At 61.6% G+C, this 14,095-nt stretch carries 15 protein-coding genes; 6 read left to right on the top strand and 9 right to left on the bottom strand.

What is annotated here, in order from left to right; translation table 11 throughout:
• Positions 1–14: 14 nt before the first annotated feature.
• The 3 genes from ACNA0R_RS24725 to ACNA0R_RS24715 all read left to right on the top strand — a co-directional run bounded on the left by ACNA0R_RS24725 (position 15) and on the right by ACNA0R_RS24715 (position 3,684).
• A complete protein-coding gene (locus ACNA0R_RS24725; RefSeq protein WP_415828721.1) occupies positions 15–479 on the top strand; it encodes an ABC transporter ATP-binding protein in 465 nt (154 codons plus the stop codon).
• 435 nt (positions 480–914) lie between these two features.
• Positions 915–3,113 carry an AAA family ATPase gene (locus tag ACNA0R_RS24720; protein WP_415828720.1) on the top strand — a complete coding sequence of 733 codons (2,199 nt, stop codon included), beginning with the start codon at positions 915–917 and terminating at the stop codon, positions 3,111–3,113.
• Between the two features lie 106 nt (positions 3,114–3,219).
• Entirely contained in the window at positions 3,220–3,684 is a 465-nt protein-coding gene (locus ACNA0R_RS24715) for a type III secretion system chaperone (RefSeq protein WP_415828719.1), read from the top strand.
• A gap of 30 nt (positions 3,685–3,714) precedes the next feature.
• Here the strand turns inward: ACNA0R_RS24715 and ACNA0R_RS24710 are convergent, their stop codons facing one another.
• From ACNA0R_RS24710 to sctX, 9 genes are all read right to left on the bottom strand, one after another.
• Positions 3,715–4,353 (bottom strand): response regulator, encoded by a 639-nt coding sequence (locus ACNA0R_RS24710; protein ID WP_415828717.1) that lies wholly within the window; start codon positions 4,351–4,353, stop codon positions 3,715–3,717.
• Positions 4,354–4,620: 267 nt separating this feature from the next.
• Positions 4,621–5,550 carry a helix-turn-helix domain-containing protein gene (locus ACNA0R_RS24705; protein WP_415828716.1) on the bottom strand — a complete coding sequence of 310 codons (930 nt, stop codon included), beginning with the start codon at positions 5,548–5,550 and terminating at the stop codon, positions 4,621–4,623.
• A 116-nt stretch (positions 5,551–5,666) separates the two neighbouring features.
• On the bottom strand, positions 5,667–6,566 hold the full coding sequence (locus ACNA0R_RS24700; protein WP_415828715.1) for a response regulator transcription factor: 900 nt from the start codon (positions 6,564–6,566) through the stop codon (positions 5,667–5,669).
• Between the two features lie 354 nt (positions 6,567–6,920).
• Positions 6,921–7,151: a hypothetical protein gene (locus ACNA0R_RS24695; RefSeq protein WP_415828714.1), complete on the bottom strand. Its 231-nt coding sequence runs from the start codon at positions 7,149–7,151 to the stop codon at positions 6,921–6,923.
• 87 nt (positions 7,152–7,238) lie between these two features.
• A complete protein-coding gene (locus ACNA0R_RS24690) occupies positions 7,239–7,505 on the bottom strand; it encodes a hypothetical protein (RefSeq protein WP_415828713.1) in 267 nt (88 codons plus the stop codon).
• Between the two features lie 34 nt (positions 7,506–7,539).
• Positions 7,540–8,964, bottom strand: a complete 1,425-nt coding sequence (sctD, locus tag ACNA0R_RS24685; RefSeq protein ID WP_415828712.1) for a type III secretion system inner membrane ring subunit SctD — start codon at positions 8,962–8,964, stop codon at positions 7,540–7,542.
• Positions 8,965–8,974: 10 nt separating this feature from the next.
• Positions 8,975–11,065: a type III secretion system export apparatus subunit SctV gene (gene sctV / locus ACNA0R_RS24680; RefSeq protein WP_415828711.1), complete on the bottom strand. Its 2,091-nt coding sequence runs from the start codon at positions 11,063–11,065 to the stop codon at positions 8,975–8,977.
• 32 nt (positions 11,066–11,097) lie between these two features.
• On the bottom strand, positions 11,098–11,451 hold the full coding sequence (locus ACNA0R_RS24675) for a hypothetical protein (protein WP_415828710.1): 354 nt from the start codon (positions 11,449–11,451) through the stop codon (positions 11,098–11,100).
• A complete protein-coding gene (sctX, locus tag ACNA0R_RS24670) occupies positions 11,448–11,873 on the bottom strand; it encodes a type III secretion apparatus assembly protein SctX (protein WP_415828709.1) in 426 nt (141 codons plus the stop codon). Before sctX ends, ACNA0R_RS24675 begins: the two co-directional genes overlap by 4 nt.
• A gap of 287 nt (positions 11,874–12,160) precedes the next feature.
• Here sctX and ACNA0R_RS24665 point away from each other — a divergent pair, with 287 nt between their 5' ends.
• From ACNA0R_RS24665 to ACNA0R_RS24655, 3 genes are all read left to right on the top strand, one after another.
• On the top strand, positions 12,161–12,808 hold the full coding sequence (locus ACNA0R_RS24665) for a hypothetical protein (RefSeq protein WP_415828708.1): 648 nt from the start codon (positions 12,161–12,163) through the stop codon (positions 12,806–12,808).
• The gene (locus tag ACNA0R_RS24660; RefSeq protein WP_415828707.1) at positions 12,808–13,290 is read left to right on the top strand and encodes a SycD/LcrH family type III secretion system chaperone; all 483 of its coding nucleotides are present in this window, start codon (positions 12,808–12,810) and stop codon (positions 13,288–13,290) included. Before ACNA0R_RS24665 ends, ACNA0R_RS24660 begins: the two co-directional genes overlap by 1 nt.
• Positions 13,291–13,353: 63 nt before the next feature.
• The gene (locus ACNA0R_RS24655; protein WP_415828706.1) at positions 13,354–14,046 is read left to right on the top strand and encodes a hypothetical protein; all 693 of its coding nucleotides are present in this window, start codon (positions 13,354–13,356) and stop codon (positions 14,044–14,046) included.
• The last annotated feature ends 49 nt before the right edge of the window (positions 14,047–14,095 follow it).

Genomic DNA, 14,095 nt, shown 5'->3' with positions numbered 1-14,095 from the left:
GGATGTCGGGTCGCATGGTCTGGGTCCGTTACGTTCACCCCGGTATGGTCATTCCAACCGGGAAGCGAAGGGACGACATTGACGTGCGTCAAGCCCCGTTCTTGGCGGCCCATCCGCCGCGCGGCACCGATATCCTGAAGCCCTCCGTCGTCCTGACCAATCCGGTCGGCAACGGCCCCTCCAAGTTCAAGGAATGGGTGCGCGGCGATCACGTCGAACTTAACCTGATGCTCGATATCCAGTGCGATCATGGCGTGGCGTATCTGATGATTGCCCACGACATCTCGATTGGGCGCGCGTTCGTCCATCGCGTGGTCGCCATGTGCCAGCGTGAGTGGGTGGAAAACGGGTCCGCCGAACAGGTTCTGACCGAGCCGCGCCATCCCTATACGCGGCGGCTGGTGGCCGCGGTGCCCGCGCTGGCCCGAGCCGTCGCGCCGCCGCGCTGCGCGTGTGTCTTCCTGCGCGGGCCCGCATGAACGCTATCATGAGCGCCGTCACGTGCGCCAAGCACCGTGTCGCGGGCTGCCCGGTGCTTCGCCCGGCCCGCCATGCAGCATGCCGAGCCTGTAGAACAGTAACTTTCCCTAAATACGCGGCTCAGAAATTTCCTATTTTTCCCGCGCTACGTGTTGCCTAGACTTCGACACATTAAGGTGTCGGGGCGACTGACTGGCAATCCACGTTGTTTCCATGCGTGGGTGCCACATTCCAGGTCTCCGCAAGGCGACCGCCCGTTACCTCGGTGACCATGTTGGCCCCGTTTGTCGCATGCCAACAAACGCGAAGCCGCGCGTGCACACGCCCGGAAGTTACCGTGGGTATCAACCCTGACCCCTCTGCTTCGGCGCCCGGATGGCGCCGCCAACTTTACGCCTACGGTCGTTCGATGCATTCGGCCGACTTGGATTCCTATGTCTCAAATACTGAATCGGCCCGTTCGGATCTGCCTGCTTGGTGAATTCCAGCTGATCGTCGACGGCGTGGATAAAACGCCGTTGATCGCTTACGGCAAACCCAAGCTGCTGCTCGCGATGCTGGCACTTTCCCTGGACAAGAAGCAATCGCGCGCCGCGCTGGCCGAGCTGCTCTGGCCGAACTGCGCATCGGGGGCGCGAGCGAATCTGCGGCATGCGTTGTGCGTTCTTCGCCACGTGCTCGGACCCATGGAAAAAGCCATCCTGTCGACGTCCAGCATGCTGGCGCTGGACCAGAACCTCGTTACCGTGGACGTGCTGGCGCTTTGTGGAATCGGCGCCTATGCGCGGCTGACGCTTGAAGAGCGGCTCAGCCATGATCGCGGCGATCTGCTGGAGCACATGGTCACGCCGGTCAACGCGGCATTGTCCGCCTGGCGCATGAGCTGGCAATCGCGGCTGTCGCAGGAAGTCTCGCAATGCCGCCAGGCTTACATCGCCCAATTGTGCGCGGAAGACAGAATCCAGGACGCGCTTGCCAGCGCTCGGCAGTGGGTGCAGGTGCATCCCGGCGATGAACACGCGCATCGCGATCTGATCCGCCTGCTGCGAGATACCGGCCGTCGCGAATCGGCGATGAAAGCGTACGAGCATTGTGTCGCCGTCATGGGCGAATACTATGGAACGACGCCATCGCTGGAAACGCGATCGCTGCTCGATGTGTCGGTGTCCAACGACCGCGCGGTGCATGCCTCTTCGTCCGCCAATGACGATGCCCGTCCCCTGGCAGTCCTGGCGGTCGCCATCGGCCATGACGGTGACGGCGTGCCCGGGGAAGAGACCATCGATCGCGTGCAAGCTGCCCGTCAACGACTGGTCCGGCTGGCGCAGGCCGCCGGCCGCCGGGTCTGCCTGGGCGCCGATGGCAACCTGGCGATCCTGTTCGGTTATCCCACGCTGAATGAACGCCCGACCGAATCGGCCGCGCGCCTGGCCTGCTACATCCGGCGCTGCGCAATATCGCCGCATGTTTCGCTGGGCATGGGCATCCATGCGGAGCTCGCGCGCGTTCCGCCGGATAACGGCACCTTGCCCATGATGCTGGTCGGGCAAAGGGCTTTGCGTCTGGCCTATCTTGCCGAATCGGGCGAAACTCTGCTTACGGACGCCGCCCAAGCACGCCTCAGCGATCGCTTTGTGGTGCGGCCCGATGAACGCTATGGCCTGCATGTGGGCGTCCTGGAAGGCCAGTCGCAAGCCATTACCGTGCATCGCATGTTCGGGCGGACGACGGAATTCGATATCCTGGTACGCCGGTGGAATAGCCTGCGCAAGAACGAACGCCCGCACGTCATGTACCTGCGCGGCGAACAGGGTATAGGAAAATCGCTGCTCGCCCAGGTCTTCGCCGAATATGTCCGGCGCGGCGGGGGCGTCGTGACTTTCCTGCGATGCGACCAGGAAAATCGCCAACTGGCGCTCCATCCCTTCCACGAGTACTTCCTGTCCCGGCTCGCGGTACAGGATGGCGTGGGCGCCAGAGCCGCGGACGACGCTGAACTGGGTTATGCGCGTGCAATCGAGTCGCTGGGCTATCGCGTGGGACTGGACAAGGCAACGAGCGCGATGCTGGTGGACTACTTCGTCGGCCAGCGTAGCGGCGCGATTGCTCCCGCTCCGGCGGAGCCCGATGTCGATGCCTTGGTCGCGCCTTTGTCCAATCTGCTGCTCGATGGCGATGCGCCCAGCCAACCTCTGCTGATACTCGTTGACGACGCGCAATGGGCGGATGCCGCGACGCGCGGGTTGTTGACTTCCCTGCTGCAGCATCGTCGGCGTGATCCCGTCATGATTCTGTTGTGCGGCCGTGGCATGAATCTTAATGTTCCGATCGACGAGACCATCACCATGCCGCCGTTGCGTCGCGATGCGATGGTTCAATTGGTGACTCTCCGCGGCAAGGACAAACGGCTTTCCAGCAAGATACGCCGTCGCATTGTTGAAAAGGCTCGCGGGGTGCCGCTGTATGCGGAGCAAATGGTCAGGCAATGTCCCGCCGACATCGAAGAAGAACCCCCGTTGCTGATTCGCGATCTGCTGGCGGCGCGCGCCGTCTGCGAACGGGAGGACGCCGCGGACGTCGCCGTCCCACGCCTTGCCAGCGAATACACCATTCCGTTCATAGAGACCGACTGATAGGGCATCCGTCGGCACAGGAACCATACCCTGGGCAATGCCACTGACCGGTCCCATCATATGCCGAGGTTGCTCATGAATACGGTATCGCCCGACGGAGACTCACATGGACGCGCATAAATTGATCGCGCTGTTCGGAGAGGAAAGCGGTGTCCCGCTTACCTTGGGTGAATCCGGGACCATTGACCTGATATTCGATAACGACGTCACCGTCACGCTGGAACATGATGATCCGCAAGACATGCTGCACGCCTACGCGGTATTAGGGCAAGAACCCGTCGAAACAGATCAGCGGTTGACCCTGTACCGAGATATGCTCTCCGCCAATGCGTTTGGCCACGAAACGGAAGGCGCCGCCTTATCATTGGACGATCGCACTGGCGAAGTTCTCCTGACCCGCCGCCTCGAATTGGCCGACGCCACCGTCACTCAGCTGCGTCGAACCGTGGAAAGCATGGTCGACGTTTCCCTGAGCTGGCGCGAGAAGCTGGCCACCGTCGGGCATGCCGCGCCTGTCGTGGCCAACCTCAGTGCCAAGGCGGCGCCACCCGGAAACGGTCTGCGCGCCTGAGCCGCTCCCGCCCCCACGCTACACGAGTCCCTACACCAGCCCCATATCCCGAGCATGCGCATAAAGTTCGGCATCGTTGCGTGCCGCCAGTTTGCGCATGGCATCCATCTTCTGGCGGCTGGTCGTCTTTGCGCTGACACCCAGGATCTCGGCAATCTGATTGTTGCTGTACCCTTGGGCGAACAGCCGCACCACCTCCATCTCGCGTGGGGATAACTGCACGGGTTCGGCGACCTGTGTGCGTGGGACACCCAGGGCAGCGAACTCGCGTTGCACGTTCTCCGTGACGTATGTACGCCTGCTGGCCGCGCGCTGGACCGCCGTCGCGATCTCCTTCACCGCCGCGCTTTTCTCCACCAGGGCGAATGCACCTGCTTGCAGAATGGGCGACATCAGCGCGGGCGATGCCATCTTGGTCAAGACGACGATGCGGACATCGGGGAATTTCTGCTTCAGTTGAAGCAGCATGGCCAGTCCGTCCGGCTGTTGCGACCCTGGCATGGAGAAGTCGGTCACCAGCACATCGCAGGGGTGTTTGGACAGACATGAAAAGAGGCTGTCTGGCGAATCCGCCACCGCAACAACACGGATATCGCCCGATACTTCCAGGGCATTCTTCATGCCGAGCAGTACTACGGGGTGGTCGTCGGCAAGTATGACTCGAATCATTTACGGTAGACGCTTTTGTAAAGCGCGGCCATGTCTCGGACACGGAACAAACTGAAGGGGACACACCGTTGCGGTGCGCGGTTTGGATACGAGCATTGGGTGGCGCCCGCATCGGTATCCATAAGTTTCGCTCCTCACCGGTGGAAGCTTCGTTAAAAGGCGTTGCGGGCTGTCCGTTCAACGCCCCGGGCCGCCTCGCCGGTGCTTATATTGGCGACGCTACGCCGCTTCGAGAGTATGGCGGCGCCTGCCGGCGTGCCGAGCGAATCACCCGTTCATCGAGTTGCCGGTTTGGTCAGCGTCGTTTGCCATGGCATCGTCCACACCTTCGGCTACCGCGCTGCCGCCCGTCGCGCGCGCCTGCCGGCGATAGCCGGACGGCGTGATGCCATGGTCGCGATGAAACGCGACTGAAAAATTGCACACGCTGCGGAAACCAACATGATTGGCGACTTCGCGGATAGGCATGCCCGTCTGTGCGAGCAGGCGCCGCGCCGTTTCCATCTTCTGTCCGAAGATCACTTTGTGCGCCGATTTTCCCATCTTGGTCTTGAACAGCGCCGTCAGCTTGCGCTCGTTGGTGCCGATCTGCCGGGCAAGCTGGCGTACGGTGTGGATGCTGCCGACGTCGGTGGCGATCGCATTCAGAGCATTGCGCAGCAGCAGCTCTTCCGTCACCGGCGCACGTACGCGCAGCGCTGCATTTGCATCCCGCGGCGGCGTCCTGCGCAAGTGCACCGAAATGCGAGCCAAAAGCTCCTCGGGATAGACGGGCTTGGTAATGCAGTCGATAGCGCCCAGCGAGAATGCTTCGCGGCTGGCAGCCTGACCTTCCTGTTCCAGCAGGAAAATCAATGGGATGGCTTGCGTATCGGGCGTCTGCATGAGCAACCTGCCCATCATGAATGGATCCATGTCATGCATCGAACCATCCACGAGGATGATGTCGGGACGCCAGGCTTGCGCGTGATAATAGCCCTGCCATCCGGAGGCAAGCGTCACGCGAAAGAGCTGATTGCGCAGGAAATCGGTGGTGGTACGCAGCTGCGACGCGTCATCCGACACGATCAGCACGTGCGAAGGCCGTCGATACGTCGTGGGCAGGGCACTGCGCTGGCTGGCGCGCGCGGGCTCTGACATCGGTGCGGAATCCAGATTGGGGGCGATGCGCGGTTCGGATATGGTGGAATGGCTCACGTCGTCTCCTTGTATGGATACGGCTTCTCGCATGCGCTCGCCGGGTAGGCGGTTGAATCCGGAAGCGACATATGTATCCTAGGCAATGCGTGGCCACTGCGCCTTTAAAAACGCGCTCATAACTTTTGAAAAATACCGTTCGTCGCAGCGAATCTTTCGTTGGCGAGCTTGGCCAGCGACGCGGGCGGGCCTTCCAGATGACGGCGGAACGCCACCGGACTGCAGCCGAGTTGCCGGCGGAATGCCGAAGCAAAGTTGGCGGGGCTGGAAAAGCCGAGTTGATCCGCGATCTCCGCGATGGTCAAAGAACCTTCCCACAGCAGCGTGCGTGCTCTTTCCATACGCTGATCACGCAGATAGTCGTGGATGGTCTTGCCAAGCAGATTGCGGAACGCGCTGGTCAGCCGCTTCTCGTTCACACCTATCAGGCGAGCCAAGTGTTTCTGCGACGGTGCATCGCACAGATGATCGGAGAGGTACTGCGTGGTGGTATTCACGATCGCTTGTTCATTGGATATCGCGCCCACCCGCACTTGGGGAAATGTGTTTGCTCCGGGGATCAGGTCGTTGAGCGAATCGCGTGTGCCATGCTGCACCGATTCGCATGTGGCCGCGCGCCGGATCATGTGAAGCTGCACGCGGACGCGCGCCAATACTTCTTCGGGGTTGTATGGCTTGAGGACATAGTCGGCCGCGCCGGCATCGAAGCCTTTAAGCCGCTCATCCAGTCCGGCCGACGCGGTAACGAAAATCACCGGGATGTGCGCGGTCCGAGGATTGCCCTTCAACAGGCGACATGTCGCATATCCGTCCACGCGCGGCATGGATACATCCATCAGAATGACCTCAGGCGCCGGTTGAGTCGTCGCTCGCTCGTACGCTTGCTTGCCATCGAGCGCCACCATGAGCCTGAAGTTTTGCTGATTCAGCAGCTGCACCAGCAGCCTGAGGTCCGCGGGGCTGTCGTCTACAAGCAGCAGCCGAGCACCTTGCTTCAAGGATTGAGAGCTGATCATGGCGAGCTTCCCTCCGTACGCCCACTGCAGCGTCGTGCAATCTTGCAACGGTTGTCCGCGTGGATATAGCAATTATTAACATACGGGAACGATCCTTTCCACCGTTTGTTGCAAGGGCTCTCATGCTTGCGCGTGCAGAGTTATACGACCTTAGGCGTAAATGTCTTCCTTTGTATTTAGCTCGATGCAAAGCGCAATATGCGGCTAACTCACGGGCATTGCGTGCGATGTATTGAGCAAGCTAGCGCGGTCGGATGTTCGAGCCGATGTGAAGCGGCCGCGCTTATCAAGAAGACATGCCGTGGTGTGCTTCACGCAAGGCGATGCCGGATACGTTGCCCGATACAATATCTTTCAGGTCCCAACCACGCGCACGATGTCCTTGCAGGAGCTGACTACCAGCTTGATCATGCCGGCGGCGCATGCGGATTTGAAGCTGAGGTTGCCGGTCAGGAGCGCGAACCGCTGCGCGCTCGCGATGTCCAGCGCGGGTGCATTCATGTTCTCGCGAAACGAAGCGTCGACCTTCTCCGTCTCCTGATCTATTGCGTTGGTGGTGGTTCTCAGATTTTCATTGACGTTCATCGGGTTTGCTCCGTGTGAGTAGGGGTCGTAAAGGCCTGATCATTCGCCCATGGCCGTCGCCGGCGCGCAAGTGCGCCGGGTTCGCGGTCAGCGGCGCGCGGGGAACTGTCCGGTATCGGAAGTCGTGGCGGTATCGAGCACCGCGAGAATGGCCCTTGCCGCGGTCGAGGCGTCGGCCAATGCCTTTGCCTTGGCGAACTCGCCGGGACGAAGCTGGACGCGCATCAGCGTTTGCATGGCTTGCTGGATGGCATCCACTTCGGATCGCATGCTTAACCAGCTTTTCTGGTCGGCCGCGCAGCCGAACGACCTTAATACTTCCGCGACATCGATAGGCTCGGGGGGCAGGGCCATGGCAGTTATCCTTGAAAAACCGCACGAGTGCGGGTCAGCGTGCAATCACCGTGGGGGTAGGGCCGTCGAACACCACACTGCCATCCTCAACCGAGGTCAGCCTGTAGGCGCCGTGCGTGCCACCGATCACGATACGGGTTCCGTCCTCCAGCAATACCCAGGGTTGTTTGCCGCCCACGACCGTCTGCACCCGGAACGGAGCCGATCCCGCCGCTTGCGCGGGGTCGACGTCCACACGAACGGCGCCCATGTACAGGCCATTCAGCGCATCGAGAACGGCTTGCAGCTGTTTCCGCTGCGACGCGTCCAGCGTGCCGGGCCGGATGTGAAAGGCTTTGTCTTCCCAGATAGACGTCATGGCGGGTAGTCCAGCCGCGGCTACCGCTTTGTTGAAGCTTTCGCTGAGTTCGGCGGCGAGCGACAGCGTTACCGGGACCGGGAAGACCAAGGCCGAGGGATCGTCACGCCAGCGCCGATATACCTCCTGCCGTACGCCGTCGGACCCGGCCACGCCGCGTATCTCGAGATCGCCCGCAGGCAGATGCGCAATGCCCGCATGTACGTCCATATCCCTGAGGTGCATCCGCATCCGCTCGGCGATCTGCGTTTCCTTGGCCACCCGCATGGCGGGAAGCGGCCAGACTGAGCTCAAGGTCGTGGCGAGCCTGTCGTGTTCCATCTCGTCCCGGACCCATCCCGTCACGACGACTTCCTGGTTTGCGCTCGCGCTCGCCCTGACACGCGGTGCGTAGCCTTGTTCGGCCAGTAGCTGTTGTGCGCGCACCAGCGTTTCCGGATCGGGGGGGCGGCCGGTTTGCACCTGGGTCGTCGGAGGTACCTTGCTGGGTGGAAACGAGGCGACGCTGCCGAAAACCAGCAGGACCAGCAGCCCGCCGACCGCCCAGCGCAAGCCCGATCCCTTGGGGCGCCGGTATGCTTGTTTGTCGAAGCCGCCAGCCCCTTGCGCCACCGACATCCCGGCGACGGCCTGGCCGCCGTCGCTCTGCGTGGGATCGGCCGTCTCGTCGGCGGGCGCGGCAGGATGGTCCGTCGAGCCAGGGCCCGCGCGATCGGCGTCCGTGGTGATGGTGGAATGCAGGATAGCCGGGAACTCGTCCGGTACCGGCCAGGGAGAAGAAGCATGCGCGATGCTCAACAGCACGGGCCCGAGCCGGAGCGCCATGCCGAACCTGATGTCCGGGCACTCCGACACGGTCTCCAGCGCGTCAGGCGTGTCCCGCGGTTCCAGCGGCGACCGTATGCTCCAGGTCTCAGGGCCCAGCCATAAACGGGCAGCTTCATCGGCGATGCCCTCGTCGCAAAGAACAATGTCGCACCGGCCATCTGAACCGATCAGTGCGCCATCCTGCGCCGGACATTTCGCCCCCTGATGGATACCGGTCAGGACCCGTAATTCCAGGTCTTGTGTCATGGCAGTACTCCGCAATCTAGCCGGCATGCATCATGACTCATAGGTCTACCCGCGCGAGGGGTTGCACATTGATTTCCGGGACCAGCTCCTGGTATGACAAAACCGGAAGTTGGTACAGGTCTTGTTCGATCAGTTTGCGTACGTACCGGCGGATGTCCATGGACGTCAGAATCACCGGTTTGGCCACGGTGGTTTCGAGCGGTCCCACGGTGCGCCGGATACTGTCGAGCAGAGCCTGGGATTTCTCGGGGTCCATGGCCAGGTAGCTGCCGCCGGCGGTCTGACGAATCGCGTCGCGCACCACGTCTTCGACATCCGGCGCCAGCAGGTAGGACGGCAAAAAATTCTGGCCGTTCGAATACTTGTAGCTGATGTATCGCTTCAGCGCCATTCTGACGTACTCCGTCAGCAGCACGATGTCTTTTTCCTTCTGCGCCCATTCCACCAGGGCTTCGAGTACGGCGCGCATATCGCGTATGGAGATATCCTCGGAGATCAGCCGCTGGAGTATCTCCGCGATCTTCTGTATCGGCATCACGCGGTGAGCTTCCTTGACCAGTTCTCCGAAGTTTTCTTCCATGGCGGTCAGCAACTGGCGGGTTTCCTGGATACCGATGAATTGCGAGGCGTGCTTGCGCAATATGATGGACAGGTGCCAGTTCGGCACCTGATGCGGCAGCAGGTAAGGCACACCGGCCCCGTCGAGCGTTGCCGTATGTTCGCGCGATACCCAGAACGCGGACTCACTGGCCAGACCGCCGGTATCGCGCTCATAAGGAATCCCCATGGCGTCAAGATTGCGCGAACCTTCCCGCACCAGGACGGAGCCATTTCGCAGCATGCCCTGCACGACCGGGACCTCGAATAGCAGTATCTGGTAGGAGCGGTCGCGTAACTGCTTGCCGCGTCGCAAGCGGATCTCGGGCAGCGGGACCCCCAGCTCCTGGTAGATCGCGTAGCGCACGGCGGGGAATTCGCCGGTAATGGCGGTTTCGTCGATGTCGGTCGCTAGAGCTTCGCCGATTTCCAGGGTGACCGGCTCGGCCGGAGCGAATTTGGTGGGTTGGCCGGGCTCCGGCGGCGCGTCGCCTTGTGCGCCGAATGCGCCGTCGGTGGCGGCGCCCGCGCCGGCGGCCCCGCCGGCGCGCGACGTACGCGAACCATTCAGCAGGACGAATCCTGTGACACCTATCAGAACCGACAGTGTCAGGAAGACCAGCGTCGGCATGCCCGGGATGATCCCGATGCCGAGCGCGATGACGGCGGCAATGATCAGTGCCCGCGGATGCGCCATGACTTGCGCACCGATATCGCTGCCGACGTTCGACGGCTTATCACCGGTCGGCACGCGCGTGACGATAATGCCCGCGCAGATCGCGGTCAGCAGCGCCGGTATCTGCGAGATCAGACCGTCGCCCACGCTCAGGATCGAATAGGTCAGCGCGGCTTCGCTGGCGCTCATGCCGCGCTGGACGGAACCGATGAGCAGGCCGCCGAGCAGGTTGACGGCAACAATGATCAGTCCGGCGATGGCGTCGCCTTTGACGAACTTCATCGCGCCGTCCATGGCGCCATACAGCTGGCTTTCCTTTTCGACCACGCTGCGGCGTCTGCGCGCCTCGTCCATCTGTATGGCACCGGCTCGCAGATCGGCGTCGATCGACATCTGCTTGCCAGGCATGCCGTCGAGCGAGAAGCGGGCGGCCACTTCAGCCACCCGTTCGGAGCCTTTGGTGATGACGATGAACTGTACGATGGTCAGGATCAGAAAGACGACCAGACCCACCACCAGATTACCGCCGACGACGAAATTGCCGAAGGTGTCGATGATGTGTCCGGCGTCGCCGTCGAGCAGGATCAGCCGGGTGGTCGATATCGATATCCCCAGCCGAAACAGTGTCGACACCAGCAGGACCGCGGGAAAAGAAGAAAACGAAAGCGCGGACGGCAGATAGATCGCCACCATCAGCAATACGCAGGACAGCGTGATGTTTGCGGCGATGAGAACGTCCATGACTGCCGTGGGCATCGGCAGGATCATCATGAACACGATGGCCATGACGGTCGCGGCCAGCAGGATGTCGTTCCGGCTGGTCGCAATGGCGATAATTCGTCGGATTGCTTGCATGGGGAAGGGTGATGCGGACAAGCAAGAAAGGGCTAGGCGGATGCGGCGGTGCGGGTAGCGGCGTAGGCCTTCATGGCCTGCCGCGCCTCGTCATGGCGTCCCGCGGCCGCGAGCGCCTGCGCGCGTACCACGCGATATGCGGGCAGGGCGAGCGCGGGCGGATCGGCGCGATCCAATACGGTAAGCGCTTTTGCCGGTGCGTTCGCTCGTAGATGCGCATAGGCCAGGAGAATCAACGAGCGCCCGTGGCAGCCGCCAGCCTGATCGCAGGCTTCCAGCAGCGCGATGGCGTCGCGCGCCTTGCCGTTTTGCAACTGAAGAAACGCCAGCACCTGCAGCAACTCGATGGTCTCGGCGGGGAGGGGGGCCGAGTGGGGCAGATTCATCCCTGGTGCAACGCGCCCCGGATGGTACGGGACTGGTTTCTTAACACGACATTGCGGTCCAGCACCTGCAGGGCCGTCTGGTATATGGCACCGTCCGTGCCGCCGTGCGTGCCGGCTTCCCGCAGGATTTTTCGGGCGCGCTGCAGCACAGCGTCGAATGTGGGCGGATGCTGCAATCGGGATATGGTGATCGCCGGCTCCAGCGCGTGGTTGATGGAGAGCTCCATGCAGGGCTGGACGAGGAAACGTGTCAGGGCCGAGTCGACCGGCGCGGGCGCCCCCAGCGGGTACCTGGGGCGGGTAGCGCCCCATCCCGTTGGGCTGGCGGGCGCGTGGTCCCGTACGACGGCGTTGTGATCTCCCGCCGGATGTGCGCCGCCTATTGCGGACGGCGCGGAAAGTAGAGAAGTAGGCGAGATCATTGGGGGTGCATCCTGGATTCTTGCCGACGGCGGCGATAACGCTGCGTGGCAGTAGAGGCCACGGACCGCGGGCATGGCGGGCCGGCTCGACACCACCGGCCCATACATATGAATCGACTGTGTGTAAGGTCATGGTAGTGACCTTCGTCCGGATTTTGTTCCCACTCCACTGAAATATCGGATCAAGTGTTGAATGCAGCCCGCCGCGGAGCGGAACCGCGAATTGCGGCCAGGCACCTACGCCGCGGGTCTTTCGTATGGACCCGAAGCAGCAAAAGGAGTGCTAAATGAGTGTGTCAACAACTGGGGTCGGCCAAAGCCTGGTCGGGTACGGTGAAGCGGGTGGGGTCGGCGTCGGCGGCGGTGCCTACGCGGACGTATCGGCCCAGAGCTGGGGCGAAGCCATCGCCAAGGCCATCGCCATGAACAATGAAGTTACCCAGTCGAACGGTAGTTCCCTGAGCGCCTGCAACCAGGAGGCTGACCGTCTTATCCGGAAAACGCGTCAGATCAACGACGCGCGCGCGGAGGTTGGCAATTTCGTCAACCTTTTCCCCGTTCAGATGGGCAAGGAGAACAACAATCCGAAACTGAGCGAAGTCCAGGACATCCTGAAGAACCGGGAAACCGACGAGAAGAAAAAGCAGGAAATAGAAAAACCCTACGACGACGAGAAGCTGGGCCTGACAACCAAGATGCTCAAGGATGTGGGCATGACGGGCCTGACGGAAAACTCCACGAAGTCCGATCTCGAAACCCTGAGGACCAAGCTGGACGGCTATCGCGATGAAGTGTCCAGCACGCAATCCATGGTCGCTTCCAAGCAAGGTCTGATCGTCGGCAATATCAATCAGCTCCAGACTGGCATCCAGGGGTTGATCAAGGCGGCCCAGAGCATTGCCATGGGCTTTGCGCGGATCACCGGGTCTGTCTGATGGCTGCCCCCTATCGCGGTCATGACCGCGGCGTCGATGTTTTCGGAATCGTCCGCGGGATACTGAAAAATGATCGTCCCCTGGGCGATTCGTTGGGCATCCGCGACGGGGATCGCCAGGTGTTGTATTCCGTGGCTTACGACCTGTATGGCAAAGCCAGGTACGACCTGGCTCAACATTTGTTCGCGCAGCTGGTGCTGTATGACAACAAGGACCCGCGATACATGAAAGGGCTTGCCGCCGCCACCCAGATGCTGGGCCAGCATGAGCATGCCGTCTATATGTATTCGGTCGCGGCGCTCATGGATGCCGGCGATCCTTCCGTGGTCATGCATGCAGGAGATTGCTTTCGCGCCATGGGCAAGCATGCCCGCGCGTTCCAGTCCTTCGATCTTGCGCGATCCATGTGCTGCAAGCCGGAGCACGAACAAATAAAGCAGCGTTGCGATCATGCTCTTGCCGGAATCAGGCAAGCGGCTTGATCACATAGTCGTCGGTCACCGTTATCGGTGCTCCGAAATTTCCAATACCAAGGAGTGTTCATAATGTCTACGATGTCCATATCATCGAATACCAGCGTGATGATGCAGGACCCGGCTCTCTACATCGGCAACGTCGGGCAGACGGAGGGCACCGACTCTTCCGTATTGCGCGCAATGGCCGAGGCCGAGACCAGCATGGGCCAGGCGGCCCTGAAGGAGAACGTGGATGCCATGAAAGCATCCATGGACAATCGCGAAATCGCACTGCAGAAAAAGCGTCTCGCGGTACAACAGAGCGCCAAAAAAGAATTGGACGGCGCCTGGGACAGGAACGTGTCCATGATTGTCAACGGCATCTGCGGTATTGCCGGCGCGGCCGCCAGCCTCGGCTGCGTGTATGCCGCGGGCAATCAGATGAGAAAGGCCGTCACCGAGGGCAGCATGGCCGACATGACGCGCTATACCCAGCGCGGCAACAAGCTGGATATGTGGAACAGCGTCGGCGCGGCGGGGCAGACCACTGGACAAAGCGTCGGCAGTATCACTTCGGCTTTCGGCCAGAAGGTCGGTGCGGAGCGGGATTACGAGAAGAAGTACCACGACGTCGAAGGCCAGATGCAGGATAGCGACGCCAACGTCGCGTTGGACCTGGCACGTCGCCGCAGCGGCGACACCGGCGAAGCCAACCGGCGCCTGGACAAGGTGAACGAACTTCGCCTGGAATTCCTGCGCTCGGCCATGCGTGTGCTGGCCTAGGAAATTTCTTCTGCCGAATTGAAGGTTGCTATGAGCACAAGTATTCAGA

It is taken from the genome of Bordetella sputigena (assembly GCF_965137885.1).
Classification (GTDB): Bacteria; Pseudomonadota; Gammaproteobacteria; order Burkholderiales; family Burkholderiaceae_B; genus Bordetella_C; species Bordetella_C sputigena.
This window is presented reverse-complemented; position numbering and strand designations above follow the sequence as displayed.

Bases quoted from the DNA above. Each gene is read 5' to 3' on its own strand.
- ACNA0R_RS24725 (WP_415828721.1), top strand. From the start codon at position 15: ATGGTCTGGGTCCGTTACGTTCACCCCGGTATGGTCATTCCAACCGGG.
- ACNA0R_RS24720 (WP_415828720.1), top strand. From the start codon at position 915: ATGTCTCAAATACTGAATCGGCCCGTTCGGATCTGCCTGCTTGGTGAA.
- ACNA0R_RS24715 (WP_415828719.1), top strand. From the start codon at position 3,220: ATGGACGCGCATAAATTGATCGCGCTGTTCGGAGAGGAAAGCGGTGTC.
- ACNA0R_RS24710 (WP_415828717.1), bottom strand. From the start codon at position 4,353: ATGATTCGAGTCATACTTGCCGACGACCACCCCGTAGTACTGCTCGGC.
- ACNA0R_RS24700 (WP_415828715.1), bottom strand. From the start codon at position 6,566: ATGATCAGCTCTCAATCCTTGAAGCAAGGTGCTCGGCTGCTGCTTGTA.
- ACNA0R_RS24695 (WP_415828714.1), bottom strand. From the start codon at position 7,151: ATGAACGTCAATGAAAATCTGAGAACCACCACCAACGCAATAGATCAG.
- ACNA0R_RS24690 (WP_415828713.1), bottom strand. From the start codon at position 7,505: ATGGCCCTGCCCCCCGAGCCTATCGATGTCGCGGAAGTATTAAGGTCG.
- sctD (WP_415828712.1), bottom strand. From the start codon at position 8,964: ATGCCGGCTAGATTGCGGAGTACTGCCATGACACAAGACCTGGAATTA.
- sctV (WP_415828711.1), bottom strand. From the start codon at position 11,065: ATGCAAGCAATCCGACGAATTATCGCCATTGCGACCAGCCGGAACGAC.
- ACNA0R_RS24675 (WP_415828710.1), bottom strand. From the start codon at position 11,451: ATGAATCTGCCCCACTCGGCCCCCCTCCCCGCCGAGACCATCGAGTTG.
- sctX (WP_415828709.1), bottom strand. From the start codon at position 11,873: ATGATCTCGCCTACTTCTCTACTTTCCGCGCCGTCCGCAATAGGCGGC.
- ACNA0R_RS24665 (WP_415828708.1), top strand. From the start codon at position 12,161: ATGAGTGTGTCAACAACTGGGGTCGGCCAAAGCCTGGTCGGGTACGGT.
- ACNA0R_RS24660 (WP_415828707.1), top strand. From the start codon at position 12,808: ATGGCTGCCCCCTATCGCGGTCATGACCGCGGCGTCGATGTTTTCGGA.
- ACNA0R_RS24655 (WP_415828706.1), top strand. From the start codon at position 13,354: ATGTCTACGATGTCCATATCATCGAATACCAGCGTGATGATGCAGGAC.